This window comes from Vibrio sp. Vb339, from assembly GCF_902751245.1.
GTDB lineage: Bacteria > Pseudomonadota > Gammaproteobacteria > Enterobacterales > Vibrionaceae > Vibrio > Vibrio coralliirubri.
In genome coordinates this window covers 162,881-189,132 of sequence record NZ_CADDIS010000005.1, presented here as the reverse complement: position 1 = coordinate 189,132, position 26,252 = coordinate 162,881, and the positions used below count along the sequence as shown (strand labels likewise).

Below are 26,252 nucleotides of genomic sequence, written 5' to 3'. Positions count from 1 at the left end.
GGAAGGAGCCAATAATGAGCCAGAATGTATACCAATTTATTGATGTGAATCGCGTAGATCCAGCGAAGAAACCAATCAAGATACGTAAGATTGAGTTTGTAGAGATCTACGAACCTTTCACCAAACAGCAAGCCAAAGCACAAGCAGACCGCTGTTTAGATTGTGGTAACCCATACTGTGAATGGAAATGTCCGGTTCACAACTACATCCCTCAATGGCTCAAGCTTGCCAATGAAGGGCGTATTATCGAAGCGGCTGAACTGTCTCACCAAACCAACAGCTTGCCTGAGGTTTGCGGACGAGTTTGTCCTCAAGACCGTTTGTGTGAAGGCTCTTGTACCCTCAACGACGATTTCGGCGCAGTAACCATCGGCAACATTGAAAAATACATCAATGACAAAGCGTTTGAGATGGGTTGGAAGCCAGACATGTCGCATGTCGAATGGACCGACAAAAAGGTCGCAATCATTGGCGCAGGCCCCGCTGGTCTTGCTGCTGCTGATATCTTAGTTCGAAACGGAGTGAAGGCCGTAGTATTTGACCGCTATCCGGAGATCGGTGGTCTGCTCACGTTTGGTATCCCATCGTTCAAACTAGAGAAAGGCATCATGGAAAACCGTCGCCGTATCTTTAGTGGTATGGGTGTCGAATTTAAGATGAATACCGAAGTCGGTAAAGACGTTCAACTACAACAACTGGTCGATGACTACGATGCTGTCTTCTTGGGTGTCGGCACCTATAAAAACATGCGTGCAGGTTTAGACAACGAAGATGCACCGGGCGTTTATGATGCCCTGCCATTTCTTGTTTCCAATACTTACAAGGTCATGGAACTGGATAACCCAACGCCGTTTATCGACATGAAAGGTAAGAAGGTGGTCGTGCTTGGTGGTGGTGATACAGCGATGGACTGTGTCCGAACCTCGATTCGCCAACATGCAGCTAATGTTGTCTGTGCTTACCGCCGAGATGAAGCCAATATGCCGGGCTCTCGCCGTGAGGTGAAGAATGCGCGTGAAGAGGGTGTGAAGTTCAAGTTCAACCTCCAACCTATTGGCTTAGAGCTTAACAGCGCTGGTCATGTTGTTGGCGTTAAATTCGTGAAAACCGCTTTGGGTGAACCTGATGAAGCAGGCCGTCGTCGCCCAGAGCCTGTCGAAGGCAGTGAACATGTTCTTGAAGCCGATGCTGTAATCATGGCATTTGGTTTCCAACCTCATGCGATGGAATGGCTAGAACCTTTCGGTGTGGAGCTCGATCAATGGGGTCGCATCAAGGCTCCCGGCAAACAAGAGTTTCAATACCAAACTACCAACAGCAAGATCTTTGCAGGTGGTGATGCGGTTCGAGGCTCTGACTTAGTGGTGACCGCTATCGATGAAGGCCGCAAAGCCGCAGAAGGAATATTAGATTACCTAGAAGTGTGATTAGGTTTCCTTTATTACTCAGTTCGTTACTATAAAAAGGATCCAATGATGGATCCTTTTTTGAATTAGATACGTTTATCACAAGCATAACTAAAATACGTAAAACAGTCGCAAACAAGCCAATACCTATAACTACAATTAAAACTAAAACAACGCCATAGGAAACACTATGAAAAAAGCCGCTCTCCTCTCTCTATCTCTTTTGACTTTAACCGCTTGCAGCCAAGGAATCACGGACATGAAAGACAGAACTTCATCACCTTGTGGAGACAAACCAAACTGCGTATCAACTCAAGATGACCGTGAGCAACATGCATTGGCCGCGTTTGAGTTATCAGATTCAGCGAACTTAGATGCGATTGAGCAGGTTGCACTAACCTTACCGGGATCGAAAACCGCGAGTAAAACAGAAGATTATCTGCGTGTTGAATGCACCTCTCGCATCATGCGTTTTGTCGATGACTTAGAACTTAAAATCACCGATGGCAAACTGATCGTGCGTTCAGAGTCTCGTACTGGCCATTCTGATTTTGGCGTAAACCGAAAACGAGCTGAACAACTTCGTGCTAGCTTGAAAAGCGAAGGCCTAATCAAATAGATAAAAGAATACGCAGATAAATCGCTACTATTCGGATGAGAAGTGCCTCTGGGCAGTCGCTCGACACTTCTTATCCATGCTACAATTTCGCTCTACTGTTTAAATATTATTTATTAAGAGACTACACATGAAAATCGGCATCATTGGCGCAATGGAGCAAGAAGTTGCGATCCTAAAAGCAGCAATTTCAGACATTACTGAAGTTAATAAAGGCGGTTGTACCTTTTTCTCTGGTCAGCTAAATGGTGTTGACGTTGTTTTGCTTCAATCTGGCATTGGTAAAGTAGCAGCGGCTGTTGGTACTTCAATCCTACTAAGCGAATACCAACCAGATGTCGTTCTGAACACAGGCTCTGCTGGCGGTTTTGATTCAACACTGAACCTTGGCGATGTGGTTATCTCAACTGAAGTTCGACACCACGATGCAGACGTTACAGCTTTCGGTTACGAAATCGGCCAAATGGCAGGTCAACCTGCAGCGTTCAAAGCTGACGACAAGCTGATGGCTGTTGCTGAACAAGCTCTAGCTCAAATGGAAGATAAGCATGCCGTTCGCGGTCTTATCTGTACTGGCGACGCATTTGTTTGCACAGCTGAACGCCAAGAGTTCATCCGCAAGCACTTCCCATCTGTTGTTGCTGTAGAGATGGAAGCATCGGCTATCGCTCAAGCTTGTCACCAATTCCAAGTACCATTCGTGGTTGTTCGTGCAATCTCTGATGTTGCAGACAAAGAATCACCAATGAGCTTCGAAGAGTTCCTGCCACTAGCAGCACAAAGCTCTTCTGAAATGGTTATCAAGATGGTTGCCCTACTAAAGTAAGCGACTAGACATGCAAACACTGTTTGAACAGGTATTTGCAAATGGCGTGCTCCTTGTGATGTGGGGAGCACTGCTTTTTCATTTGGTTTTACCTATCCCCCATGCCGCACACCCCACAACCTTATGGCATAAGTTTGCTGAGCTTTTAGCAAGCAAGGTTAATAACAACCACAACTATTCCCAAAGTTTAATCTCAGGCACATTAGCTTGGGGGTTAATGGTACTGCCAACTCTGGTTATTCTATTGGCACTGCAACCATTGGTTTGGCAATCTCAACTGTTTGAATTGGCACTGTTATTACTCGCGATTGATTGGCGCAATAATGAAAAGCTGGCTAACCAACTGATCAAAGCACTTGGCCGAGAAGATAAAGCGGCCGCTCGTCAGTTACTGGCTCCGATTGTCAATCGTCAAACCGAATCACTTTCGTCACTTGGCCTCGGCAAAGCCGCCACAGAAACCATCATCATGGGTTACGCTCGTAACGTAGTTTGTGTGTTGTTCTGGTACGCCATTGGTGGTGGAATCGCTGCGTTAATGTATCGCCTTGTGGTCGAGTTAGCTCGAGCTTGGTCGCCAAGTCGCAAGCAATTTTCTCCGTTCGGCTCAACGGCTATCAAGATAGTCGCTATCCTAGAATTCATACCGATGCGTTTGTTTGCTTTGATGATCGTATGTGGTGATAAAGCAATGCACACATTCAAGATGATGCTTGCCCAAAGCCGTTCTTGGCCACTGCCTGGGCCTGCTTGGTTGATCACGGCCGTTGGCAACAAGCTGGAATTATCATTGGGTGGCCCTGCTATTTACAACAACACCAAAGCCATTCGCGCAAAATTGGGTGGAAGAATCGCCCCATCAGCTCTGCATCTATCTCAGGTTCAGAAGCTGCTGTTTGGCCGCATCGCTATCTGGATATTCTTACAAAGCCTAGTCTTACTATTTATTCACCAAGGGATTTAGAGTGAAACCTTCAGCACTTGTTACAAGCCTTACTATTTTGTCTTCCAGCTTATGGCTGCCTTTATCATTTGCAGAAGAAGCACCACTGACTCCAGAAAAAGTACAGCCGGCTCAACGCGTGGTCAGCCTTGCTCCTCATGCCACTGAACTCGCGTACAGCGCTGGTTTAGGTAATAACCTTGTAGCCGTAAGTGAACGAAGTGATTACCCACCACAAGCCGATAAGCTCGAAAAAGTAGCAAACTATCAAGGCATCAAGGTTGAAAAGATCATCGCACTTCAGCCTGATTTGATTCTTGCGTGGCCAGCCGGAAACCCGCCCAGAGAGCTCGCGAAACTAGAGCAATTTGGTTTTAATATTTACTACTCCAAAACCAAAAGCCTAGACAGTATCGCAACTAATATTGAACAACTCAGCCAATACGCTAGCGATCCAAGTATTGGCAAAAATAACGCTCAGCAATACAGAGAGCAGCTCAACGCGTTGAGACTAAAATACAAAGATGCCGAGCCAGTAAACTACTTCTACCAACTCAGTGAAAAGCCGATCATCACTGTTGCTCAAGGACACTGGCCAAGTGAGGTGTTTGAGTTTTGTGGTGGACACAATATTTTTGAAGACAGCGCCTCCCCTTATCCGCAAGTTGGTATTGAACAAGTTGTATTAAGAAAACCGCAAGTGATCTTCACTTCTCAGCACGCGATTGAGAATGGAACCATGTGGCAAACATGGGAAGATGAAATCCCAGCAGTCGCTCAAAATCAGATTTGGTCGCTCAATTCAGACTGGATTAATCGCCCGACAACAAGAACTTTGAAAGCGATCCAACAAGTGTGCGATTTCTTCGATAGAGCTAGGCAAAATCACTAACTATTTGCTGCGTTTTTTCGTACAATTCGCCACCGACCTGTCCCTACAATTTTAACTATAAGAGCACCAGTATCATGGACTCCATGCTGCTTTATATTATCGATTTATTTGGCACTGCCATCTTTGCCGTCTCAGGCGTATTTGTCGCTGGCCGTCTTAAGATGGATCCCTTTGGCGTCGCCGTTCTAGGTAGTGTTACCGCAATTGGTGGCGGTACAATTCGAGACATGGCATTGGGTGCAACTCCCGTGTTTTGGATCACCGATACCACCTACCTTTGGGTTATCATCATCACCTGTTTGCTGACCATGATTATTGTAAGACGCCCGAAACGTCTTGCTTGGTGGATATTGCCGGTATGTGATGCGATTGGCCTAGCGGTGTTTGTTGGCATTGGTGTAGAAAAAGCGCTTATCTATCAAGATTCAGCATTAGTGGCCATCATCATGGGTGTCATCACCGGTTGCGGTGGCGGTATTATCCGTGACGTACTTGCTCGTGAAGTGCCCATGATCTTAAGAAGTGAAGTCTACGCGACCGCTTGTATTATTGGTGGCGCTTTCCATACCATGGCGATCAGCATGGGGCACGACTCAGAAACTGCATTTCTGGCCGGCGTATTCTCAACGCTATTGATCAGGCTTGGCGCTATTCGTTGGCATTTATCATTGCCGACCTTCGCCATCAAATAAGCTATCGTTACAAAGTGAAAGGCTCCGCAAAGGGGCCTTTTTTAATCCGGTTTCAAATCACTGATACCCTCTATTTCCACTCTTCAAAGATCCCTTCTTTTCCTAACATTCAATTTAGTAAGGTCGTTAGCCAACACCTTAGTAATGTTTTTTGTTTACTTGTCTAATTCGCAGGCTATATTAATAAACTAATAGCTTTATAAATAAATGCATTTACTAACATTGGCAAAAGGGAGTTCAAGATGAGTATTGGTAAAGTGGGCATTGTTTTCTTCTCTAAGAATGGAGCAACTAAGCAAGTTGCTGAAACAATTGCTGAAGGCATTAACACTCAACAACCTAACTCAGTGCTCCTTGTCGAAGTGCTATCTTCTGAAGTGGTCGAAGGAAGGTATGACAATGATGATAAGCTCAAGTCATTAGACAGCTGTGACGCCATTATCTTTGGCTCCCCGACTTATATGGGTTCACCAGCCGCGCAGTTTAAGAGCTTTATGGATGCAAGCAGTGATACCTATTGTAAGAAAGCATGGCGAAATAAACTCGCAGCAGGCTTTACCACTGGCGGCAGCCTTAACGGTGAGCAGCAGCAAACCTTGTTGAGCTTTTTCACTCTGGCTTGTCAGCATGGCATGATTTGGGCCGGGCTTGATATCTCAAAGCACATTGATGACTTAGGTCTGAATCGCACAGGATCAAGCATTGGTTTGGTCGCCAGTGAAGGTGAGACTGCGGAAAGCACCAACAATCACATCAACAGTAACGATCTTCAGACTGCTTTCTATTTTGGTCAGCGCATCGCAAACCTAGTAAAAGCCTAATTAATTAACTAACGGGCAAGCTTCAAAACTCCTAGCTTGTTTGATATCTATGAGCCCAAGACTAGGGCGTGTTGACCTTTCGTGGTTAAATTTTGTTCGAGATAAAAGCGTTTTAATCGCGGCGAGGGGGAAGTAGCCTAGTCACTCTAAGTAAATCTCCCTAAACAAAGAGTAAAACGCTTTTAGCCGACCCCTTCGGGCAGCGTTTGCTGGTCATTTCTACTACGTTATCGGCTTCTCATGTAGGCTAGCTACACATCAAAGCCTCTGCCTTGTATAAATACCCAGCAACTCGCTGCAAAAACCAGCTCGAAAGATCAACACGCCCTAGAGAATGAATGTTGTTTGAGGTAAGTTGAAACAATCATTCCCAACTTTCATGAATATAACCAATGCTACTCGAAGGAATCGAAACTCTACTGGTATTGAGTAAAGCAAAGACCATGAGCCGCACAGGCAGTTTGCTTTATATCAGCCAATCAGCGGTCAGCAAACGAATTGCGAATTTAGAAAAGAAGCTAGGTAAAAAGCTCATTGAACCGAGTGGCCGACAGATAAAACTCACGCCAGATGCGATAGCATTAATCGAGAGTATCGGCCCTACATTCAACGAACTTCGCGGGCTTATTTATGAACAGCAAGAGTTGGAAGATACCACTCTTATCACCCTAGATAGCTCTAAGTCTCTGATAGCTGGTTATTTAGGTGAGATGATGGGCCAATTTATCCAGCAAGATAAATACATCACCATAACCACCAACCACACACCGAGAATCATAGAGCGAGTGCAATCTGGCAAGGCGACTTTGGGGTTGTGTGCTGGCTTACTGCCACCGCATCATGGGTTGATGACCTTCCATCTGTTTGATGAACCGTTTTACATAGTGAGCAAGTCGCCGCTAACGGAGCTTCCTCCAATGGTCATCACTAACGACATGACCAATCCTGCCAATTCTTATCAACTTTCTGTATTAGAGAAGTTTGGTATCAAACCCTTGATGGAGATGGATGCCTACACCGCAGCAGCTCAACTTGCATTGGGCGGGACTGGGCCAGCGTTAATACCGCTCTCTATCGTAAAAACACTCAATATTGAGCCTCAATATCTGTATAGTTTCACCGAATTAGCAGGCTTGATTCGGCCGATTCATATCTGTGTCAGACCAAATAGTTACCAGTCTCCACGAGTTAAAACACTGATAGAATCCATTGTTGATGCTGTTCCCAAAGCAGTTTAGACGCCATTAGCATCGACATCACGATCACAAGGGGGCGAATCCATTTCTGCCCTTTTGTCACCACCACTTTAGCGCCAAGCTGAGCGCCCATAAATCCACCGACCGCCATCACTAATCCCAACTCCCAAATAGGCAAACCAGCCAAAATAAAGAAGATTAAAGCTGCGATATTCGAAGTGAAATTAAGAACCTTAGTACGTGCCGTTGCATCGACTAACGAGAAGTGACCAATCGCAACAAAGCAGACGGTAAAGATAGAACCTGTTCCCGGGCCGAAAAAGCCATCATAAAAACCCACGCCGCCGCCAATACACAGAGCAAACATCGCCTCAGAGATCTTCTGTTTTCCTTCAGATATTCTAGTTTGCGGTGCCAACAGAAAATAGAGAGAGATAGCGATAAGCAGCAGTGGGATAACACTGGTCAGTAGGCTCGCATCAATGTGCTGAACTAACTCGGCACCAATAGCAGAGCCGATAAAGGTACAAAAGATAGCAAGGCGCATCTCTTTGATGCTGACGATACCGTTGCGCACGAAATACCAACTCGCAGAGAAGCTGCCAAATGAGCTTTGGAGTTTGTTGGTTGCCAATGCTTGCGTTGGTGGAACTCCAGCCGCTAGCAATGCAGGTAGAGTCAGTAACCCACCGCCGCCAGCCATTGCATCAATAAAGCCTGCTGCCGTTGCAACAACAAACAAGATAGCTAATATTTCTAGAGTGATTTCCATATACCCAACGCCTTAAAGTCCTGTGTAGCGACAAGTTACCACTCACGGCAGACGAGCAATAACGAAACACAAGATTCTAACCTATTCCAAATATTCATCATTAAGTTACCGCGGAATAACAGACATAAAAAAGCCCACTCCGAAGAGTGGGCTTTGAGCATTTATATCCGCTTATCAGCGATACACTTTAGGCGATTAAGCTTGAGAAGCTTTAACCTGAGCGTGTAGCTCTTGAACTGAAGTTACTGACGTTTTCGCGTCTGCAGTGTGCGCCATACAAGTCGCGAATGCAGCGTTTAGCGTAGTCGTGTAGTTAACTTTCTCAGCAAGTGCACCACGACGAAGAACTTTAGAATCTTCAATCGCTTGACGGCCAGCTGCAGTGTTCACGATGTACGTGTACTCGTTGTTCTTGATACGGTCAAGAATGTGAGGACGACCTTCGTGTACCTTGTTTACTAGACGTGGGTTGATGCCCGCTTCGCCAAGGATAACCGCAGTACCGTGAGTTGCGTCTAGCTGGTAACCAAGCTTAGATAGTTTAGATGCTAGGTCAACAACACGCTCTTTGTCGCCTTCGCGAACAGAAAGAAGTGCACGACCGCCTTCTGGGTAGATGTTGCCACAACCCAATTCAGCTTTAGAGTATGCTTCAGCAAACGTTGGACCAACACCCATAACTTCACCAGTAGAGCGCATTTCTGGGCCTAACAGTGGGTCAACACCAGGGAACTTGTTGAATGGAAGTACAACTTCTTTCACTGAGTAGTAAGGTGGGATGATTTCTTTCGTAAAGCCTTGAGACTCTAGAGATTGACCCGCCATTACACGAGCGGCAATCTTAGCGATTGGCGCACCAGTTGCTTTAGATACGAATGGAACCGTGCGTGCTGCGCGAGGGTTAACCTCGATTAGGTACACTTCATTGTTCTTAACAGCAAACTGCGTGTTCATCAGACCACGAACACCCAACTCAAACGCCAGCTTTTCAACTTGCTCGCGCATTACGTCTTGGATTTCTTGGCTTAGCGTGTATGCAGGAAGAGAACATGCTGAGTCACCTGAGTGAACACCTGCTTGCTCGATGTGCTCCATGATACCGCCGATTACAACGCGCTCACCGTCACAAATCGCATCAACGTCTACTTCAACAGCGTCATCTAGGAAGCTATCAAGTAGTACTGGAGATTCGTTTGATACGCTAACTGCTTCGTTGAAGTAGCGACGTAGGTCTTGCTCGTCGTATACGATTTCCATCGCACGACCACCAAGTACGTAAGAAGGACGTACAACCAGTGGGAAGCCGATTTCGCGAGATTTCTCTACCGCTTGCTCCATTGTTGTTACTGTCGCGTTTTCTGGCTGAAGTAGGCCTAGACGGTCTACAGCAACTTGGAAACGCTCACGGTCTTCTGCACGGTCGATCGCGTCAGGGCTAGTACCGATGATTGGTACGCCAGCAGCTTCAAGAGCACGTGCCAGTTTAAGTGGCGTTTGACCACCGTACTGAACGATAACGCCTTTTGGCTTCTCAACGCGAGCGATTGCTAGTACATCTTCTAGAGTTACTGGTTCGAAGTACAGACGGTCAGACGTATCGTAGTCTGTAGAAACTGTCTCAGGGTTACAGTTAACCATGATAGTTTCGTAGCCATCTTCACGTAGCGCTAGTGATGCGTGTACACAACAGTAGTCAAATTCAATACCTTGGCCGATACGGTTTGGACCGCCGCCTAGAATCATGATTTTTTCTTTGTCTGTTGGGTTTGCTTCACACTCGTCATCGTAAGATGAGTACATGTAAGCCGTATCTGAAGAGAACTCAGCTGCACACGTATCTACACGCTTGTATACCGGGTGGATATCGTATTGGTCACGTAGACGACGGATTTCGCTTTCCGCTACACCTAGAATCTTAGATAGGCGCGCATCAGCAAAACCTTTACGCTTAAGCTTGTTTAGCTCGTCTTTGTTCAGACCAGCAAAGCCTTTCGCTTTAAGTTCTTGCTCTAGTTTAACGATGTCTTCGATTTGAACTAGGAACCAACGGTCGATTTGCGTTAGGTTGAATACACCGTCTACCGACATACCAGCACGGAATGCGTCAGCGATGTACCAAATACGCTCTGCGCCAGCTTCTTTAAGTTCGTGACGGATAGTCGTTAGAGCATCTGGTGCGTCTAGGTCTACCATTTCGTCAAAACCAGTCGCGCCAACTTCTAGACCACGAAGTGCTTTTTGTAGAGATTCTTGTTGGTTACGGCCGATAGCCATAACTTCACCAACCGACTTCATTTGCGTCGTTAGACGGTCGTTAGCACCTGCAAATTTCTCGAAGTTAAAACGAGGAATCTTAGTTACTACGTAGTCGATTGTTGGTTCGAATGATGCTGGAGTTGCGCCGCCAGTGATGTCATTCATTAGCTCGTCTAGCGTGAAGCCAACAGCCAGTTTCGCAGCAATCTTAGCGATTGGGAAACCTGTTGCTTTAGATGCTAGTGCTGAAGAGCGAGATACACGTGGGTTCATCTCGATGATAACCATACGGCCATCTTTCGGGTTGATACCAAACTGTACGTTTGAACCACCTGTTTCAACACCAATCTCACGCAGTACTGCTAGAGATGCGTTACGCATTAGTTGGTATTCTTTGTCTGTCAGCGTTTGAGCTGGAGCCACAGTGATTGAATCACCTGTGTGAATACCCATTGGGTCGAAGTTTTCAATCGCACATACGATGATGCAGTTGTCGTTTTTGTCACGAACCACTTCCATCTCGTACTCTTTCCAACCGATAAGTGATTCATCGATAAGAAGTTCGTTTGTTGGAGATAAGTCCAAACCACGACGACAGATTTCTTCAAATTCTTCTTTGTTGTAAGCGATACCGCCACCAGTACCACCCATCGTGAACGATGGACGAATGATACAAGGGAAGCCAACCATGTCTAAAACTTTGTAAGCTTCTTCCATCGTTTTCGCTGTATCAGCAGTTGGACACTCAAGGCCAATTGCTTTCATTGCTTTATCGAAGCGTGAACGGTCTTCTGCTTTATCGATAGCGTCAGCCGTTGCACCAATCATTTCAACACCGAACTCTTCAAGAACGCCGTGCTTTTCTAGGTCTAGAGCACAGTTCAATGCAGTTTGGCCACCCATGGTAGGTAGAACTGCATCAGGCTTCTCTTTAGCGATGATGTTACGCACAACTTCCCATTGGATAGGCTCGATGTAAGTTGCATCGGCCATATCTGGGTCAGTCATGATTGTCGCTGGGTTCGAGTTTACAAGAATAACTCGGTAACCTTCTTCGCGAAGCGCTTTACAAGCTTGAGCACCAGAGTAATCGAACTCACATGCTTGGCCGATAACGATCGGGCCAGCACCTAGAATAAGAATACTTTTAATGTCAGTACGTTTTGGCATTGTCTACTACTCCGAATTACGCTGTGTGCTGTTTGATTAGTTCAATAAAGTGGTCGAATAACGGCGCTGCGTCTTCTGGACCTGGGCTCGCTTCAGGGTGACCTTGGAAGCTGAATGCTGGTTTGTCTGTACGGTGAATACCTTGTAGAGAACCATCAAATAGTGATTTGTGCGTTGCACGTAGTGTCTCTGGAAGGGTTTCTTCGTCAGCAGCAAAGCCGTGGTTTTGCGAAGTAATCATCACAACATCACGATCTAAATCTTTCACTGGGTGGTTTGCACCGTGGTGACCAAACTTCATCTTCACTGTCTTAGCGCCTGACGCAAGAGCAAGAATCTGGTGACCTAGACAGATACCGAAGATTGGTAAGCCTTTTTCTAGGAACACTTTTGTCGCTTCAATTGCGTAAGTACATGGTTCTGGGTCACCAGGGCCATTTGAAAGGAAAACACCGTCTGGGTTCAGAGCAAGTACTTCTTCAGCTGAAGTCTCAGCAGGAACAACCGTTAGGCGGCAGCCGCGGTCAACAAGCATTCGTAGGATGTTTCGTTTTGCACCGAAGTCATAAGCAACAACGTGGTATGGCAATTCTGAGTCTGCTTTCGCTTCAGGAAGTCCACCCGTAAGCGTCCACGAACCTTGTTTCCATTGATACGCTTCTTTTGTTGTAACTTCTTTCGCAAGGTCCATACCTTTCAGGCCAGGGAATTCTTTTGCTTTAGCTAGAGCCAAAGCTTCGTCTAGGTTTCCGTCGTTTACTGAAGAGCCCGCTACGATACAACCGTTCTGCGCGCCTTTTTCACGAAGAATACGCGTCAGCTTACGAGTATCGATATCAGCGATACCAACAACGTTTTGCGACTTAAGGTAATCAGAAAGGGATTGTTCATTACGGAAGTTAGAAGCGATTAGAGGGAGATCGCGAATCACAAGGCCTTGAGCGTGGATTGAAGAAGATTCTTCGTCTTCGGAATTGGTTCCGGTATTGCCAATGTGAGGGTAAGTAAGGGTAACGATTTGTTGAGAATAGGAAGGATCAGTGAGGATTTCTTGGTACCCCGTCATCGAGGTATTAAAAACGACTTCACCAACTGCAGAACCTACAGCGCCAATGGCTTCACCGTGAAATACTGTCCCATCTTCTAGGACGAGTAGTGCTGACTTCTTCAAGACAACCTCCAGAAATAAAAATGCATTAAAATTGATTTAATTTGCAAATCTACCTTCCTGCAACACCAAAAACTGCGTGTTTATGGAAATTAGACAAATTGGCGGTATTTTAGTGATCTGCGTGATACGTGTCAACATTTAACTCAAAAGAAATTAAACATTTGTAAGGACTAATTCAATTTACCCCCTCAAAGCTCCAAAAGTTCAACTTTCATACGCATTTAGCTCGAATATTACGATTTTCTAATTTTCACCCCTCATTTTAGCCAACCATAGAGTGATAAAAATATCAGCAACAAAACGCAATCGATAAATACCAAGAGAAAACATGACAATTTAAAGATCTAAAACAAAAAACACACTAAAGACCACATAAACAGCACAAAAATAGAGGAAAAATGACGATAAGAAGAAAGTAGAAGGAAGATCGTAGAAGGGAGATTACTAAGGAAAAGGTACCAAATAAAGAAAGCGCCGGCAATTGCCAGCGCATAAATATCTATTTAGAGGTCATTCAAACCAAGCACATCCGTCATGGTATAAAAGCCTGCTGGTTTATCATTTAACCAAACCGCGGCCTTGATTGCGCCATTAGCAAAGGTCATTCTATCAGTGGCTTTATGGGTAATTTCCACTCGTTCACCGATATCAGCAAACATAGCGGTGTGTTCACCAATAATGTCACCGGCACGAATCGTCGCGAAACCAATCTCATCTTTAGTACGCTCACCAGTAATACCTTCGCGTGACCATACAGCTACATCGTTCAGCTCGTTGCCCATCGCACCCGCAATAGCTTCGCCCATACCAATCGCAGTACCTGACGGTGCATCGACTTTATGACGGTGATGAGCCTCAACGATCTCAACATCACAGTAATCGCCCATCACTTTAGCGGCCTTCTCTAACAGCTTAAAGACCAGGTTCACACCAACGCTGTAGTTAGGTGCCATTACGATCGCCATCTCTTTTGAAGCAGCATCAATCACCTGCTTCTCTTCTTCAGAGAAACCCGTCGTACCGATAATCAGTTTTTTACCGTGACGTTTACAAAGTTCAATATTCGCTAATGTGCTAACAGGGGCAGTAAAATCGACAATCACATCAAACTCTTCGATGGCTTTAGACAAATCATCGACTAAAGCAACATCAAAACGACCTTCACCGCATAACTCGCCGACATCTACGCCGACCAAAGATGACTCTGGACGCTCTGAACCAGCTCCAACACTTGCTTCTGAATTATGATGAGCGGCTTTCACCAAGTTGCGACCCATGCGGCCCGCTGCTCCTGCAATTGCAATTCTTACCACTGCGAATATCTCCATTGTTTTGGTTACCGTTGCCACTTATCTCTTGCAGCAACGTTCAATCGATTAATCTCTTTAAACTAACAACAATCTCAAACTCAGGCTAGCAATTACGAAAACTCTTTTATTACTCGCTCTAAAATTGGCACATTTGCCTCTGGGAAGGCGTATTGATTCAATGATTCTAGGCTCACCCATTCACCTTGTTGACCTTCTTTGCCATAAGGCTGCTCTTCAAAGTCGGTCACAAGGATGAAGTCGAACTTAAGCGACTTATCGGTGTAATCAAATTCAAGGTGCTCAAACAGAGACTGTTCTGTCACCTTGATGCCAATCTCTTCATCAAGCTCACGAGTCATCGCTTGCTCAATGGTTTCACCCTCTTCAACCTTGCCACCAGGAAATTCCCAGAAACCGCCTTTGTGTTTGTCGTCCGGACGTTTAGTGATAAATACCTGTGACTTATCTTGGTTGAAGATAATGCCCGCTACAATGTGGATTCTTTTCATATGATGGTGTTCCTTCTATGTCCCTACCGTCATTCCCTACAATGAGGAACGAATTAGATAGGGAATCTGCTCTTTTGTTAGTTCGAAAGATCCCCGACTCGCTCGTACCTCACTCTCGAGGATGACGCTATCAAAACCTTATTATTTACATACAAAAAGAGCCGCCTAAGCGACTCTTTTTATCAAAATTATATTAAGGCAAAGCTGTATTGGTTGAGAGCGAGGAGGCGAAGCGGAGTTTACAAGTGTAAATGAGCATCGCCGACGAAGTTATCAGCCACTACAGCAAAGCATTAGTCAATTTTACCGTGACACTGTTTGTATTTCTTGCCACTTCCACATGGGCATGGTTCGTTACGACCCACTTTACGCTCATCACGTACTACCGTTTGTGGAGATGCCGCTTCAGCTTCATCGTCAGCTAGCTGGTTTTCAGCCGTTGCATGTTGTGCTTGTGCACGACGCGCCGCTTCTTCAGCTTGAGCTTGACGTTGAGCTTCCATCTTTTCAACTTCTTCTTGTTGCTGAACGCGAACTTTAGAAAGGATGGTAACAACGTCTGTTTTTAGTACATCTAGTAGGCCTTCAAACAGTTCAAACGACTCGCGCTTGTACTCTTGTTTCGGGTTCTTCTGAGCGTAACCACGTAAGTGGATACCTTGACGAAGGTGATCCATCGCAGCCAAGTGCTCTTTCCAAAGACCGTCTAGCGTTTGTAGCATCACAGATTTCTCGAAGTTACGCAGTACTTGAGCACCAACCACTTCTTCTTTCTGTTTGTACGAATCAACCGCCATACCAAGAATACGCTCACGCAATGCTTCTTCATAAAGCTTGTCGTCTTCGTCTAACCAACCTTGAATATCAAAGTCTAGATCGAAGTCATTCTTCAGACGATCTTGTAGACCCGCGATATCCCACATGTCTTCAAGAGACTGAGGTGCGATGTATTCATCAATCACTGATGCTAGTACATCTTCACGGTTGTGTTCGATCATTTCGCTGATGTCGTCAGAACTCATCAGTTCATCACGAAGCTCATAAACCACTTTACGTTGGTCATTGGCTACATCATCGTACTCAAGAAGCTGCTTACGAATATCGAAGTTACGACCTTCAACTTTACGTTGTGCTTTTTCAATTGAGCGAGAAAGCATCTTAGATTCGATAGCTTCGCCCTCGTCCATACCACTTTGGATAAGACCAGCCATACGATCCGATGTGAAGATACGTAGCAGAGAATCTTCCATTGATAGGTAGAAACGAGAAGAACCCGCATCACCTTGACGACCAGAACGACCACGTAGCTGGTTATCGATACGGCGAGATTCATGACGCTCAGTACCAATGATGTGCAGACCACCTGACTCAAGCACTTTATCGTGGATTACTCTCCAGTCAGCTTTGATCTTCTCGATCTGCTCTTTGGTTGGATTATCTAGCTTTTCAACTTGTGCCTGCCAGCTACCACCTAACACGATATCGGTACCACGACCAGCCATGTTAGTTGCGATAGTTACCGCACTCGGCATACCAGCTTGTGCAACGATCTCTGCTTCCATTTCGTGGAATTTAGCATTTAGAACGCTGTGCTTAATTTTTGCTTTTTTCAGTGCGTTAGACAGTAGTTCAGACTTCTCGATAGAAACCGTACCAACCAGTGATGGCTGACCAGCAGCTACACGGTCTTTAATGTCTTCAATGATCGCATTGAACTTGTCTTCTTCAGTACGATAAACCACATCTGGCATATCGTTACGAACCATAGGTTTGTTGGTTGGGATAACCACCGTTTCTAGGCCGTAGATAGACTGGAATTCGAAAGCTTCTGTATCGGCTGTACCTGTCATACCTGACAGTTTTTCGTATAGACGGAAGAAGTTCTGGAATGTAATCGATGCTAGCGTCTGGTTTTCATTCTGAATCTTCACACCTTCTTTAGCTTCAACAGCTTGGTGTAAACCTTCAGACCAACGACGACCTGGCATAGTACGACCAGTATGTTCATCAACGATAACCACTTCGCCTTCTTCAGTAACGATGTAGTCGACGTCTTTCTCAAACAGTACGTGTGCACGCAGCGCTGCATTAACATGGTGCAATAGGCTGATGTTTGTCGGAGAGTAAAGCGTGTCACCCTCTTCCATCAGGCCGTTTTTGACCATTAGCTCTTCTACAAATTCTTGACCGTTTTCAGTCAGGTGAACCTGTTTCGATTTCTCGTCCATGGTGTAGTGACCTTCACCACGGTACTCTTCAGAATCTTCTTTATCTTGGCGCTCAAGGTTAGGAATCAACGTGTTAATACGCGTGTAAAGATCTGAACTATCTTCTGCTGGGCCAGAGATAATAAGTGGAGTACGAGCTTCATCGATTAAGATTGAGTCAACCTCATCGACAACAGCAAAGAAGCGCTCACGTTGAACACGATCTTCAGCACGGAAAGCCATGTTGTCACGTAGGTAATCGAAGCCAAACTCGTTGTTTGTTCCGTATAGGATATCCGCTTGGTACGCTTCTTTCTTCTCTGGTGGAGCCATGTTTGGCACGTTCACGCCAACCGTCATACCAAGGAATTCAAATAATGGGCGGTTTGTTTCCGCATCACGCTTCGCTAGGTAGTCGTTCACCGTTACTACGTGAACACCTTTGCTAGGTAGGGCGTTAAGATAAGCTGGTAGGGTTGCTGTAAGAGTCTTACCTTCACCAGTACGCATTTCTGCAATTTGGCCAGCATTTAGAACCATGCCACCAATCATTTGCACGTCAAAGTGACGCATGCCGTAAACACGCTTAGACGCTTCACGTACCGTAGCAAATGCTTCAGGTAGAAGTTGGTCTAGCGATTCACCTTTATCTAAGCGCTCACGAAACTCAACCGTTTTTGCTTTTAGCTCTTCGTCTGAAAGTGCTTCAAACGATGGTTCGAAGTTATTAATTTCTTTTACAATTTTTCTAAGGCGGCGCAGTGTTCTGTCATTGCGACTGCCAATTACCTTTGTCAGCAGCTTAGTAATCATGTGCTTGGAATCTCTTCGTTCTCAGATCGTCCGCGATCTATTTTAAATGCCGTCAGTGTCTCTACTAGCTATGAACTAGTCTTCAGTTACTAACCAAGGATACTGAGATAAATCTAGTATCTTTGATATTGTACTTGAGAGTAGAGTTTTCAAGGCTTGAGTTAAAATTAATGCCCTTTAGTGTAAGTAATTTTCACACCAACGACCATTTATAACCCCATTTGTTTGATGTGCTTGGAACTTTTCTTTCTAATTGCTGATGGATTAGCCAGACTGCAGCTCATTGGGATACAACTTTCGGATGTTGACGACACTGTATCTGGAAAATAGATACAAAAAAACCAGGTCAATGACCTGGTTTTCGAAATCTTATATTGTTGTAAACAACAATTACGCTAGAACCATTCCTGGCTCAGCAAATGCAACAGGAGAGCCTACCTCTTCTTCGAATGTTGCCCATTCCCAAGCTTCTGCGTCAGCAAGTACTGCACGTAGTAGTTGGTTGTTTAGGCCGTGACCTGATTTGTATGCACGGAACTCACCAATAATAGCGTGTCCACACATGTACAAGTCACCAATCGCATCGAGTACTTTATGAGTTACGAACTCATTGTCAAAACGTAGACCTTCTTCATTAAGAATTCGGTACTCGTCAAGTACGATAGCATTATCAAAGCTACCACCAAGTACTAGGTTTTGAGATTGTAGATACTCAATGTCGCGCATGAAGCCGAAAGTACGAGCGCGAGAAATTTCTTTCACAAAACCTTGTGAAGAGAAATCAAACAACAAACGTTGCTCATCAGATTCAATTGCTGGGTGGTTAAAGTCAATCTCAAAGTCCATACGGAAGCCGTTAAATGGAACAAACTCTGCCCACTTATCGCCATCTTCAAAACGGATAGGCTTTTTGATACGAATAAAACGCTTCGCTGCATTCAGTGTTTCTACACCCGCTTGCTGTAGCAAGTATACGAATGGGCTTGCGCTACCATCCATAATTGGGATCTCAGGAGCATCTACTTCAACAATAATGTTGTCGATGCCCATACCCGCTAAAGCTGCGTTAAGGTGTTCCACTGTAGAGATACGTACGCCTTCGTCATTAACAAGAGCTGTACATAGCATAGTGTCACGAACTGACGCTGGATCAGCTGGGAAATCTACAGGTGGATTTACATCTGTACGACGATAAACAATACCTGTATTTGCAGCTGCCGGGCGAAGAGTAAGTGTGACTTTACGACCAGAGTGGAGACCCACACCAGTTGTTTTCACAATTTCTTTCAGAGTACGTTGTCTGATCATCTGCTTGCCTCGTTATCAGTGCTACAAATCACGGTCAGTATTTACCGACCGCGAATTTTACCATTAATTCGACGATAGTCAAATTTTGGGTATTTGTTAATCAGCCTGACGTCGTAAGAATGCTGGAATATCTAAGTATCCACTCTCTTTCTCAGCCTTAGGTGCTGCACTTTGGCTAGCGCCTGTACCTGAAGAAACAGGTGACGTTGTTGGCTGCGGCTTAACTTGAGGTTTAACCTCAGTTTTTTCTTGCAATGGTTGTGCCACTTTCTCTTCCACTTTTGGTGCAGTTTGAGCCGCTACCTGTGGTTGAGGAGTTGGTGCAACCTTAGCTTTACCACCAGCAACTAATGTAATGTCTGGTTTTTTCTCTGTGCCGATACCTGTTGCTACAACAGTTACACGGATTTCATCCGTCATATCAGGGTCTAGAGAAGTACCAATCACAACTGTTGCGTTATCAGATGCGAATGCCTTAACTGTATTACCTACTGTTTCGAACTCATCTAGACGCATATCTAGGCCTGCTGTGATGTTCACAAGAACGCCACGTGCGCCAGCTAGGTCGATGTCTTCTAGTAGTGGGCTAGAAATTGCCGTTTCAGCAGCTTCTTCAGCACGGTCTTCACCTTTTGCGATACCGCTACCCATCATTGCATGACCCATCTCAGACATTACGGTGCGAACATCCGCGAAATCGACGTTAATCATACCAGGGCGAGTAATTAGCTCAGCGATACCTTGTACAGCGTTTTTAAGTACATCATTTGCACTTGCGAAAGCTTCTAGCAGAGTTACGCCGCGGCCAAGTACTTTAAGTAGCTTCTCATTTGGAATCGTAATTAAAGAATCCACATGTTTAGAAAGCTCTTCAATACCTTGCTCAGCAAACGCTAAACGCTTTTTGCCTTCAAAGCTAAATGGCTTAGTTACAACAGCAACCGTTAGCACACCCAACTCTTTCGCAACTTCAGCAATAACTGGAGCAGCACCTGTACCAGTACCACCGCCCATACCAGCTGCGATAAATACCATATCGGCGCCAGTTAGAACTTCTTTAATTCTTTCTCGATCTTCGAGAGCTGCATCACGGCCTACTTGTGGGTTTGCACCAGCGCCCAAACCTTTAGTGATATCACCACCAATTTGGATCACGCTGCTCACGCTTGTTTTACGAAGTGCTTGTGCATCAGTGTTAACACTGATGAATTCTACGCCTTCGATTGATTCACGTACCATGTGCTCAACAGCGTTACCGCCACCGCCACCAACTCCAACGACTTTAATTACTGCATCGTCAGACATTTCCATCATCGGTTCAAACATGTGTTATCTCCGTTTTTTCCTGCAACTCAGGTTAAAACTCTTTTTGTATCCAATTACGCAATTTGCCAAATAAACCAGACATAGAAGGTGCTGAACGCTTAGGTTCGCTGTAATCACCTTCATCACTGATCTGACAATCTCTTGCGTAATGAAGTAAACCAACCGCCGTAGAATGATACGGCTCTTTAACATAGTCAGTTAAGCCACTAACTTCTAACGGCTTACCAACTCGAACTTGATTGCGGAAAACACGTTCCGCACACTCTACCAATCCGTCAATTTGTGCCGCTCCACCAGTGAGAACGACGCCAGCTGCAAGGTGGTGTTTAATACCTTCATCTCGTAGCTGTAATTGAACCGTATCAATAGTTTGGTTAACGAGACCCATAAGTTCAGTGTAACGTGGTTCAATCACTTCCGACAAAGTTTGTCGTTGCAAACTTCTCGATGGGCGACCACCAACACTTGGGACGTTAACAGAATCATCCTTGCTTACGAGTTCACTCAGAGCGCAACCATGGTTTACTTTTATCTCTTCAGCATCGCTCACTGGCGTGCCGAAAGCGAAGGCAATATCACTGGTTACTGCATTTCCTGCGTAGGAAAAGACTTCAGTGTGTCGAAGTGCGCCGCCAGTCCAAATGGAAATATCCATTGTACCCGCACCGATATCGACAACACACACTCCAAGCTCTCTCTCGTCTTCAGTAATTACCGCATTGCTTGAGGCAAGTCCTGAAAACACGATTTGTTCTACTGTAAGACCACATCGTTCAACAGCTTTAATAATGTTTCTCGCCATGTCGCTATGGCAAGAAATTAGGTGAACACTGACTTCCATTCGAACACCAGATAAACCAAGTGGGTTCTTAATCCCTTCTTGATAATCAATGGTAAATTCTTGTGGGATCACGTGCAGAATTCTCTGCTCATCACCTATTTTAATTGATTTCGCGGTATGGATCGCTCGATCCATATCGTCTTGAGACACCTCTTCATCAGAGATAGTGCCCATGCCTTTTTCAATTCGGCTTGCGATATGTTTACCCGATAGCGAGATAAATACATTGCTGATTTGGCATTCCGCCATCAACTCTGCTTGATCAATAGCTCGCTGAACCGACTTCACTACCGACTCTAGGTCGTTTACACCACCTTTATCCATACCTCTGGATGGGCTTTGCCCAGAACCAATGATATTGATTTGACCATCAGGCAATATTTCACCAACCAGAGCTGATATGGTCGCAGTGCCTATATCAAGACCAACGATTATGTTGTCATCTGCGGTCTTAGTCATCTGTGCTCTCTTCTAACTCTTGCTCTGGAAACCAGCCTACAGCGGCTCCCGTATCATACCTGAGGTCGATGTAGCTCACTTGATTCGCTTTACTACCAAGTTCGTTGTAAAGCGAAATGAAGCGTTCAACACGCTCATCTAAAGAATCTTTACCTAGTTCTAAACGGATACCGTTATCTAGGATTATTTGCCAAGCGCGACGCTCATTGAGAACGAGTGAGGTAACGGTTAACCCTAGACTGTTAATCAAAGGGGTTATCTGTCGCCACTTTTCTATCACTTCTTGGCTGGTGCCGTCTGGGCCGTAAAGCTTAACTCTATCGCCCTTCAACAGGCCGATATCACCATTAAACACCTGACCATCGTCATTCAGCAGCATGTTGCCGTTCCAGATTGCTGCTGCATGGTACTCAGTCAAAAATACTTTTATTGTGTCTGGCCACTGCTTACGAATGGAGACCACTGAAACCCAAGGTAACGCTTCTAAACTGTCTTGCAACACACCGATGTCTTGCGACATGAACGTTCCAATATGCTCTAGCTCGCTAAAGGCATGTTGAACATCACCAGCGGTTACGTAAGTTAAGTCGCCTTGAAGTACTATTTTGGAGAGAGGCAATCGCTGATCGTCCCACATCCAAGTCAGTGTGGTATAGAAAAGAAACCCAATGAATAGCAATACCATGACAAAAAAAGACCCGCCTAAGGCGTGTTTCTTGAGCGACGGTAAACTGAATAGGTGGCGGTTTTCGCTAAAAGTACTTTCTACCAAAGCCCGCATTCCCTGTCGTTGGTTCGCAATTCTATTCCCTATCTTCGTAATAGAGGTAAAAGCACTTACTTTAACCTATGAATTATACTGAGCAAAATCAAACTATCAAACGTTGATAATAAGATTTTTGGTCAATTTTAGGTCAATCGCAAGAAGTGAGCGATTGACCACAGTCTGTAGACAGTATTCTGTTACGCGTTCTGCATTTTATTAATGTCTAACTGTAACGATTCCAACTGCTTCGCTACTCGACCAACATCGCCTGCACCCTGCGTTAAAACAAGGTCACCGCCTTGAATTACGTTGGCTAAAGCCGATGGCAGTGCGTTGATATCGGCAACAAAGATTGGATCTATCTTACCACGCCCACGAATAGTTCGACTTAATGAACGCCCGTCAGCCCCTGCAATAGGTTTCTCACCTGCAGAATAAACATCTAACAGAATTAGGACATCAACCTGCTCAAGAACGTTCGCAAAATCATCATACAGATCGCGAGTACGACTATAACGGTGCGGTTGGAAGATCATTACAAGACGTTTATCAGTCCAGCCACTACGAGCAGCTTGAATCGTCACATCAACTTCGGTTGGGTGATGACCGTAATCATCGACCAACATTGCAACGCCTTTACCTGTTTCGTACTCACCTAGGTGATCGAAACGACGCCCCGTGCCTTCAGTTCCCGCCATCGCTTTGAGAATAGCTTCATCGCTGATGTCATCTTCTGTTGCAACGGCAATCGCCGCGGATGCATTCAATGCATTGTGACGACCCGGAATGTTTAACGTGATATCAAGGTTAGCTTTACCTTCACGTACTACCGTGAACTTACCTTGTTGACCTTGTTGTACGTAGTTCTCAATACGAATATCCGCATCTTCTGAGAAACCGTAAGTAATCACCTGGCGACTTACTTGAGGAATAAGCTCACGCACTACTGGATCATCAACACACATCACAGCCTGACCGTAGAATGGTAGGTTGTGTAAGAAATCAATAAACGTCTGCTTTAGCGTTTCAAAATCGCCGCCGTAGGTATCCATATGATCCGCTTCAATGTTAGTTACGATACTAACCATTGGTTGCAGATGTAAGAATGAAGCATCACTCTCATCGGCTTCAGCGATAAGAATACGGCTTGAACCTAAACGTGCGTTAGTGCCAGCACTTTTCACCAAACCACCGTTTACGAAGGTTGGATCTAGGCCTGCTTCCGAGTAAATCTGTGTCACTAGCGCAGTCGTGGTTGTTTTACCGTGCGTGCCTGCCACAGCAATGCCGTGACGAAAACGCATCAGCTCAGCTAGCATTTCTGCACGACGAACGATCGGTGTGCGCGCTTCACGAGCTGCAATAATTTCTGGGTTTTCTTCATTGATAGCGGTTGAAACCACCACCACACTTGCGTCGGCAACGTTACTTGCTTGGTGGCCGATATAAACGGTCGCACCCTTGCTAACTAAACGATCAGTCACTGGATTTTGAGCAATATCAGAACCCGTGATCTGGTAGCCTTCATTTAGCAAGACTTCAGCAATCCCGCTCATTCCGGCACCACCAATACCAATGAAGTGGATAGATTTAACACGGCGCATCTCTGGCACCATTGCACGGATTTGCGCTAAGTCTTGGGTATGTTCAATCGTCATCAATTCAATCTCATTATTTTGCTAAAGCTTTAATCGCTTCAGCGACGGTCACATCAGCATCAAGCTTGGCGGCTTGACGAGCTTTTGTTGCCATCATTTTTAATTCATTTCTATCAAGCTGCACGATAGTGTTCGCTAGCTTATCAGCCGTTAGTTGAGGCTGTTCAATCATTAACGCTGCGCCACATTCAACTAAATGGTCGGCATTCAACGCTTGTTGTCGGTCTTTGTGCATAAACGGAACGAAGATAGATCCGACACCTGCCGCAGACACTTCTGATACGGTTAATGCACCTGAGCGACACACTAATAGATCTGCCCACTCATAAGCTTGCGCCACATCATCAATAAATTCAGTCACTTGAACATTATCAACAGAATGTGATTTGTATTGCTCAATAACTTGCTGTTGATTGTTCTTACCCGCTTGGTGCATCACAGTGAAGCCTTCACCAAGCTGCGCCATCGTTATTGGCATGGTATCGTTCAGGATTTTGGCGCCCTGACTACCGCCCATAACCAAGATGCGGATGTCACCATCACGCTCAGCCATGCGTTGCTCGGGTTCAGCTAAGGCAACCACATCTTCGCGTACTGGGTTACCCACCACTTCTGCGGTAGGGAAAGCACCAGGGAAAGCTTGGAAAACCTTTTTAGCAATCTTAGACAGCCATTGGTTGGTTAAACCTGCCACTGCATTTTGTTCATGCAGAACTACTGGAATGCCAGACAACCATGCCGCGATACCACCCGGGCCACTCACGTAACCACCCATGCCAAGCACCACATCAGGTTGCCATGCTTTAATGTGTTGTCTTGCTTGAAGTATGGCATTAATAATCTGGAACGGCGCTTTAATTAACTTGCTAATGCCTTGACCACGCAGGCCTTTCACCTTGATGAAGTCGATCTCAATACCATGCTTTGGTACCAAATCCGCTTCCATCCTGTCTGCCGTTCCTAACCAGCGAATTTCCCAGCCCTGTTGCTGAAGCTTTTTAGCTACCGCTAACCCTGGGAAAACGTGACCGCCAGTACCACCAGCCATCACTAAAAGTTTTTTGTTTTGTTTCATCACGTTATATTCTTATTCTACTAATTCGTTTTGATTATCGGCTTGTTCTTTTTGTTGCATTCGGCATTCGTGATCGATACGCAGCAGCATAGACACCGCCACCGACATCACGATAAGACTTGAACCACCATAACTGATCAGCGGCAAGGTTAGACCTTTGGTTGGGACGATGCCTGAAGCTGCACCCACGTTAACAAGCGTCTGAAATGCAAACCAAATACCGATACCAAATGCTAGATAACCACTGAATACTTGGTCATTTTCAAAGGCCTTTTTACCAATAAAAATGGCTTTAAAAACCAAGCTAAAGATGAGTATCAACACTAAGGTCACGCCAACAAAACCCAATTCTTCAGCCAACACAGCAAATACAAAATCGGTGTGTGCTTCGGGTAGGTATTCGAGTTTCTGAATTGAGTTACCGAGCCCTTGTCCCATCCAATCACCACGGCCGAAAGCCATCAATGACTGAGTTAACTGGTAACCACTGCCGAACGGGTCGTTCCAAGGTTCCCAGAATGAGGTAACACGTCGAACACGATAAGGTTCTATAACAATCAAACCGACGACCGCGGCAATACCTGCCACCATCAAGGCGATAAACTGTGAAAGCTTGGCACCCGCAATGAATAGCATGCCAAACAGAGTCACTAGCATTACGACCACGGTACCTAAATCGGGCTGGCCTAGCAGCAGCACGGCAAAAGCGCCGAAAACCATGATCGGTTTACCAAAACCACCGAAGAAGGTTTTTCTGACTTCATCTTGTTTACGAACCAAGTAGCCCGCCATAAAGATAAACAGCGATAACTTGGCGACTTCAGCAGGTTGTAAGTTAAATAGCCCTAAGGGGATCCAACGCGATGCGCCGTTAACCGACTTACCGACGGCTAATACCACAATCAGCAAGAAGAAGGACAAGCCCAGTAGATACATACTGTATTGAAACCAGCGCTGCATCGGGATTTGCAATATGACGCTGGAGACACCTAACGCCAACACAAGGAAGATGGCATGACGGAACATAAAGTGAAACGGCTGATCGGTTAAACGAGCACTGATAGGAAACGAAGCCGACGTTACCATCACTAAGCCCGTCAGCATCAGTCCAAGAGCAATCCATACCAATTGACGATCGTAAAGCGCCTCTGGTGTGGCACGGTTAAGCCATTGCCAAATGGATTGATTAATCTCTTTCACTCTTTGCACTGAATGTTAG

Annotated in this window: 21 protein-coding genes; 8 read left to right on the top strand and 13 right to left on the bottom strand. The window is 45.4% G+C overall.

Annotated features, from left to right (window positions below; all coding sequences use genetic code 11):
• Positions 1–14: 14 nt before the first annotated feature.
• The 8 genes from HRQ85_RS20215 to HRQ85_RS20180 all read left to right on the top strand — a co-directional run bounded on the left by HRQ85_RS20215 (position 15) and on the right by HRQ85_RS20180 (position 7,434).
• Positions 15–1,427 (top strand): FAD-dependent oxidoreductase, encoded by a 1,413-nt coding sequence (locus HRQ85_RS20215; RefSeq protein WP_050651923.1) that lies wholly within the window; start codon positions 15–17, stop codon positions 1,425–1,427.
• Positions 1,428–1,596: 169 nt separating this feature from the next.
• Positions 1,597–2,025, top strand: a complete 429-nt coding sequence (locus HRQ85_RS20210) for a DUF1499 domain-containing protein (RefSeq protein ID WP_017070085.1) — start codon at positions 1,597–1,599, stop codon at positions 2,023–2,025.
• Positions 2,026–2,152: 127 nt separating this feature from the next.
• Complete coding sequence (mtnN, locus tag HRQ85_RS20205) at positions 2,153–2,848, top strand: 5'-methylthioadenosine/S-adenosylhomocysteine nucleosidase (protein ID WP_012603226.1); 696 nt, start codon at positions 2,153–2,155, stop codon at positions 2,846–2,848.
• A gap of 10 nt (positions 2,849–2,858) precedes the next feature.
• Entirely contained in the window at positions 2,859–3,812 is a 954-nt protein-coding gene (locus HRQ85_RS20200; RefSeq protein WP_172380462.1) for a cobalamin biosynthesis family protein, read from the top strand.
• Between the two features lies 1 nt (position 3,813).
• Positions 3,814–4,683 carry a vitamin B12 ABC transporter substrate-binding protein BtuF gene (gene btuF / locus HRQ85_RS20195; RefSeq protein ID WP_081231285.1) on the top strand — a complete coding sequence of 290 codons (870 nt, stop codon included), beginning with the start codon at positions 3,814–3,816 and terminating at the stop codon, positions 4,681–4,683.
• Between the two features lie 74 nt (positions 4,684–4,757).
• The gene (locus HRQ85_RS20190) at positions 4,758–5,375 is read left to right on the top strand and encodes a TRIC cation channel family protein (RefSeq protein ID WP_050649519.1); all 618 of its coding nucleotides are present in this window, start codon (positions 4,758–4,760) and stop codon (positions 5,373–5,375) included.
• Positions 5,376–5,617: 242 nt separating this feature from the next.
• Positions 5,618–6,196, top strand: coding sequence for a flavodoxin family protein (locus HRQ85_RS20185; RefSeq protein WP_172380461.1), 579 nt, complete (start codon positions 5,618–5,620; stop codon positions 6,194–6,196).
• A 392-nt stretch (positions 6,197–6,588) separates the two neighbouring features.
• Positions 6,589–7,434 (top strand): LysR family transcriptional regulator, encoded by an 846-nt coding sequence (locus HRQ85_RS20180; protein WP_017059296.1) that lies wholly within the window; start codon positions 6,589–6,591, stop codon positions 7,432–7,434.
• Here HRQ85_RS20180 and HRQ85_RS20175 read toward each other — a convergent pair.
• The 13 genes from HRQ85_RS20175 to ftsW all read right to left on the bottom strand — a co-directional run bounded on the left by HRQ85_RS20175 (position 7,385) and on the right by ftsW (position 26,242).
• On the bottom strand, positions 7,385–8,164 hold the full coding sequence (locus HRQ85_RS20175; RefSeq protein WP_065676112.1) for a TSUP family transporter: 780 nt from the start codon (positions 8,162–8,164) through the stop codon (positions 7,385–7,387). The genes HRQ85_RS20180 and HRQ85_RS20175 overlap by 50 nt on opposite strands.
• Positions 8,165–8,359: 195 nt before the next feature.
• Entirely contained in the window at positions 8,360–11,590 is a 3,231-nt protein-coding gene (gene carB / locus HRQ85_RS20170) for a carbamoyl-phosphate synthase large subunit (RefSeq protein WP_050622300.1), read from the bottom strand.
• Positions 11,591–11,606: 16 nt separating this feature from the next.
• Positions 11,607–12,761, bottom strand: a complete 1,155-nt coding sequence (gene carA, locus HRQ85_RS20165) for a glutamine-hydrolyzing carbamoyl-phosphate synthase small subunit (RefSeq protein WP_010434758.1) — start codon at positions 12,759–12,761, stop codon at positions 11,607–11,609.
• Positions 12,762–13,264: 503 nt separating this feature from the next.
• Positions 13,265–14,089: a 4-hydroxy-tetrahydrodipicolinate reductase gene (gene dapB, locus HRQ85_RS20160; RefSeq protein WP_020628676.1), complete on the bottom strand. Its 825-nt coding sequence runs from the start codon at positions 14,087–14,089 to the stop codon at positions 13,265–13,267.
• A gap of 92 nt (positions 14,090–14,181) precedes the next feature.
• Complete coding sequence (mutT, locus tag HRQ85_RS20155; RefSeq protein WP_048618233.1) at positions 14,182–14,580, bottom strand: 8-oxo-dGTP diphosphatase MutT; 399 nt, start codon at positions 14,578–14,580, stop codon at positions 14,182–14,184.
• Positions 14,581–14,873: 293 nt separating this feature from the next.
• Complete coding sequence (gene secA, locus HRQ85_RS20150) at positions 14,874–17,600, bottom strand: preprotein translocase subunit SecA (protein ID WP_172380460.1); 2,727 nt, start codon at positions 17,598–17,600, stop codon at positions 14,874–14,876.
• Positions 17,601–17,990: 390 nt separating this feature from the next.
• Positions 17,991–18,908, bottom strand: a complete 918-nt coding sequence (gene lpxC, locus HRQ85_RS20145) for a UDP-3-O-acyl-N-acetylglucosamine deacetylase (RefSeq protein WP_010434751.1) — start codon at positions 18,906–18,908, stop codon at positions 17,991–17,993.
• Between the two features lie 96 nt (positions 18,909–19,004).
• Positions 19,005–20,234: a cell division protein FtsZ gene (gene ftsZ, locus HRQ85_RS20140; protein ID WP_017059291.1), complete on the bottom strand. Its 1,230-nt coding sequence runs from the start codon at positions 20,232–20,234 to the stop codon at positions 19,005–19,007.
• 31 nt (positions 20,235–20,265) lie between these two features.
• Entirely contained in the window at positions 20,266–21,534 is a 1,269-nt protein-coding gene (gene ftsA, locus HRQ85_RS20135) for a cell division protein FtsA (RefSeq protein ID WP_010434747.1), read from the bottom strand.
• Positions 21,527–22,219: a cell division protein FtsQ/DivIB gene (locus HRQ85_RS20130; RefSeq protein WP_017059290.1), complete on the bottom strand. Its 693-nt coding sequence runs from the start codon at positions 22,217–22,219 to the stop codon at positions 21,527–21,529. The genes ftsA and HRQ85_RS20130 overlap by 8 nt, the downstream gene beginning before the upstream one ends.
• 278 nt (positions 22,220–22,497) lie before the next feature.
• A complete protein-coding gene (gene murC, locus HRQ85_RS20125; RefSeq protein WP_172380459.1) occupies positions 22,498–23,958 on the bottom strand; it encodes a UDP-N-acetylmuramate--L-alanine ligase in 1,461 nt (486 codons plus the stop codon).
• A gap of 13 nt (positions 23,959–23,971) precedes the next feature.
• On the bottom strand, positions 23,972–25,033 hold the full coding sequence (gene murG, locus HRQ85_RS20120; protein ID WP_172380485.1) for an undecaprenyldiphospho-muramoylpentapeptide beta-N-acetylglucosaminyltransferase: 1,062 nt from the start codon (positions 25,031–25,033) through the stop codon (positions 23,972–23,974).
• Positions 25,034–25,045: 12 nt separating this feature from the next.
• Entirely contained in the window at positions 25,046–26,242 is a 1,197-nt protein-coding gene (gene ftsW, locus HRQ85_RS20115) for a cell division protein FtsW (RefSeq protein WP_048609688.1), read from the bottom strand.
• Positions 26,243–26,252 lie beyond the last annotated feature (10 nt).

Bases quoted from the DNA above. Each gene is read 5' to 3' on its own strand.
- HRQ85_RS20215 (WP_050651923.1), top strand. From the start codon at position 15: ATGAGCCAGAATGTATACCAATTTATTGATGTGAATCGCGTAGATCCA.
- HRQ85_RS20210 (WP_017070085.1), top strand. From the start codon at position 1,597: ATGAAAAAAGCCGCTCTCCTCTCTCTATCTCTTTTGACTTTAACCGCT.
- mtnN (WP_012603226.1), top strand. From the start codon at position 2,153: ATGAAAATCGGCATCATTGGCGCAATGGAGCAAGAAGTTGCGATCCTA.
- HRQ85_RS20200 (WP_172380462.1), top strand. From the start codon at position 2,859: ATGCAAACACTGTTTGAACAGGTATTTGCAAATGGCGTGCTCCTTGTG.
- HRQ85_RS20190 (WP_050649519.1), top strand. From the start codon at position 4,758: ATGGACTCCATGCTGCTTTATATTATCGATTTATTTGGCACTGCCATC.
- HRQ85_RS20185 (WP_172380461.1), top strand. From the start codon at position 5,618: ATGAGTATTGGTAAAGTGGGCATTGTTTTCTTCTCTAAGAATGGAGCA.
- HRQ85_RS20180 (WP_017059296.1), top strand. From the start codon at position 6,589: ATGCTACTCGAAGGAATCGAAACTCTACTGGTATTGAGTAAAGCAAAG.
- HRQ85_RS20175 (WP_065676112.1), bottom strand. From the start codon at position 8,164: ATGGAAATCACTCTAGAAATATTAGCTATCTTGTTTGTTGTTGCAACG.
- carB (WP_050622300.1), bottom strand. From the start codon at position 11,590: ATGCCAAAACGTACTGACATTAAAAGTATTCTTATTCTAGGTGCTGGC.
- dapB (WP_020628676.1), bottom strand. From the start codon at position 14,089: ATGGAGATATTCGCAGTGGTAAGAATTGCAATTGCAGGAGCAGCGGGC.
- mutT (WP_048618233.1), bottom strand. From the start codon at position 14,580: ATGAAAAGAATCCACATTGTAGCGGGCATTATCTTCAACCAAGATAAG.
- secA (WP_172380460.1), bottom strand. From the start codon at position 17,600: ATGATTACTAAGCTGCTGACAAAGGTAATTGGCAGTCGCAATGACAGA.
- lpxC (WP_010434751.1), bottom strand. From the start codon at position 18,908: ATGATCAGACAACGTACTCTGAAAGAAATTGTGAAAACAACTGGTGTG.
- ftsZ (WP_017059291.1), bottom strand. From the start codon at position 20,234: ATGTTTGAACCGATGATGGAAATGTCTGACGATGCAGTAATTAAAGTC.
- ftsA (WP_010434747.1), bottom strand. From the start codon at position 21,534: ATGACTAAGACCGCAGATGACAACATAATCGTTGGTCTTGATATAGGC.
- HRQ85_RS20130 (WP_017059290.1), bottom strand. From the start codon at position 22,219: ATGGTATTGCTATTCATTGGGTTTCTTTTCTATACCACACTGACTTGG.
- murC (WP_172380459.1), bottom strand. From the start codon at position 23,958: ATGACGATTGAACATACCCAAGACTTAGCGCAAATCCGTGCAATGGTG.
- murG (WP_172380485.1), bottom strand. From the start codon at position 25,033: ATGAAACAAAACAAAAAACTTTTAGTGATGGCTGGTGGTACTGGCGGT.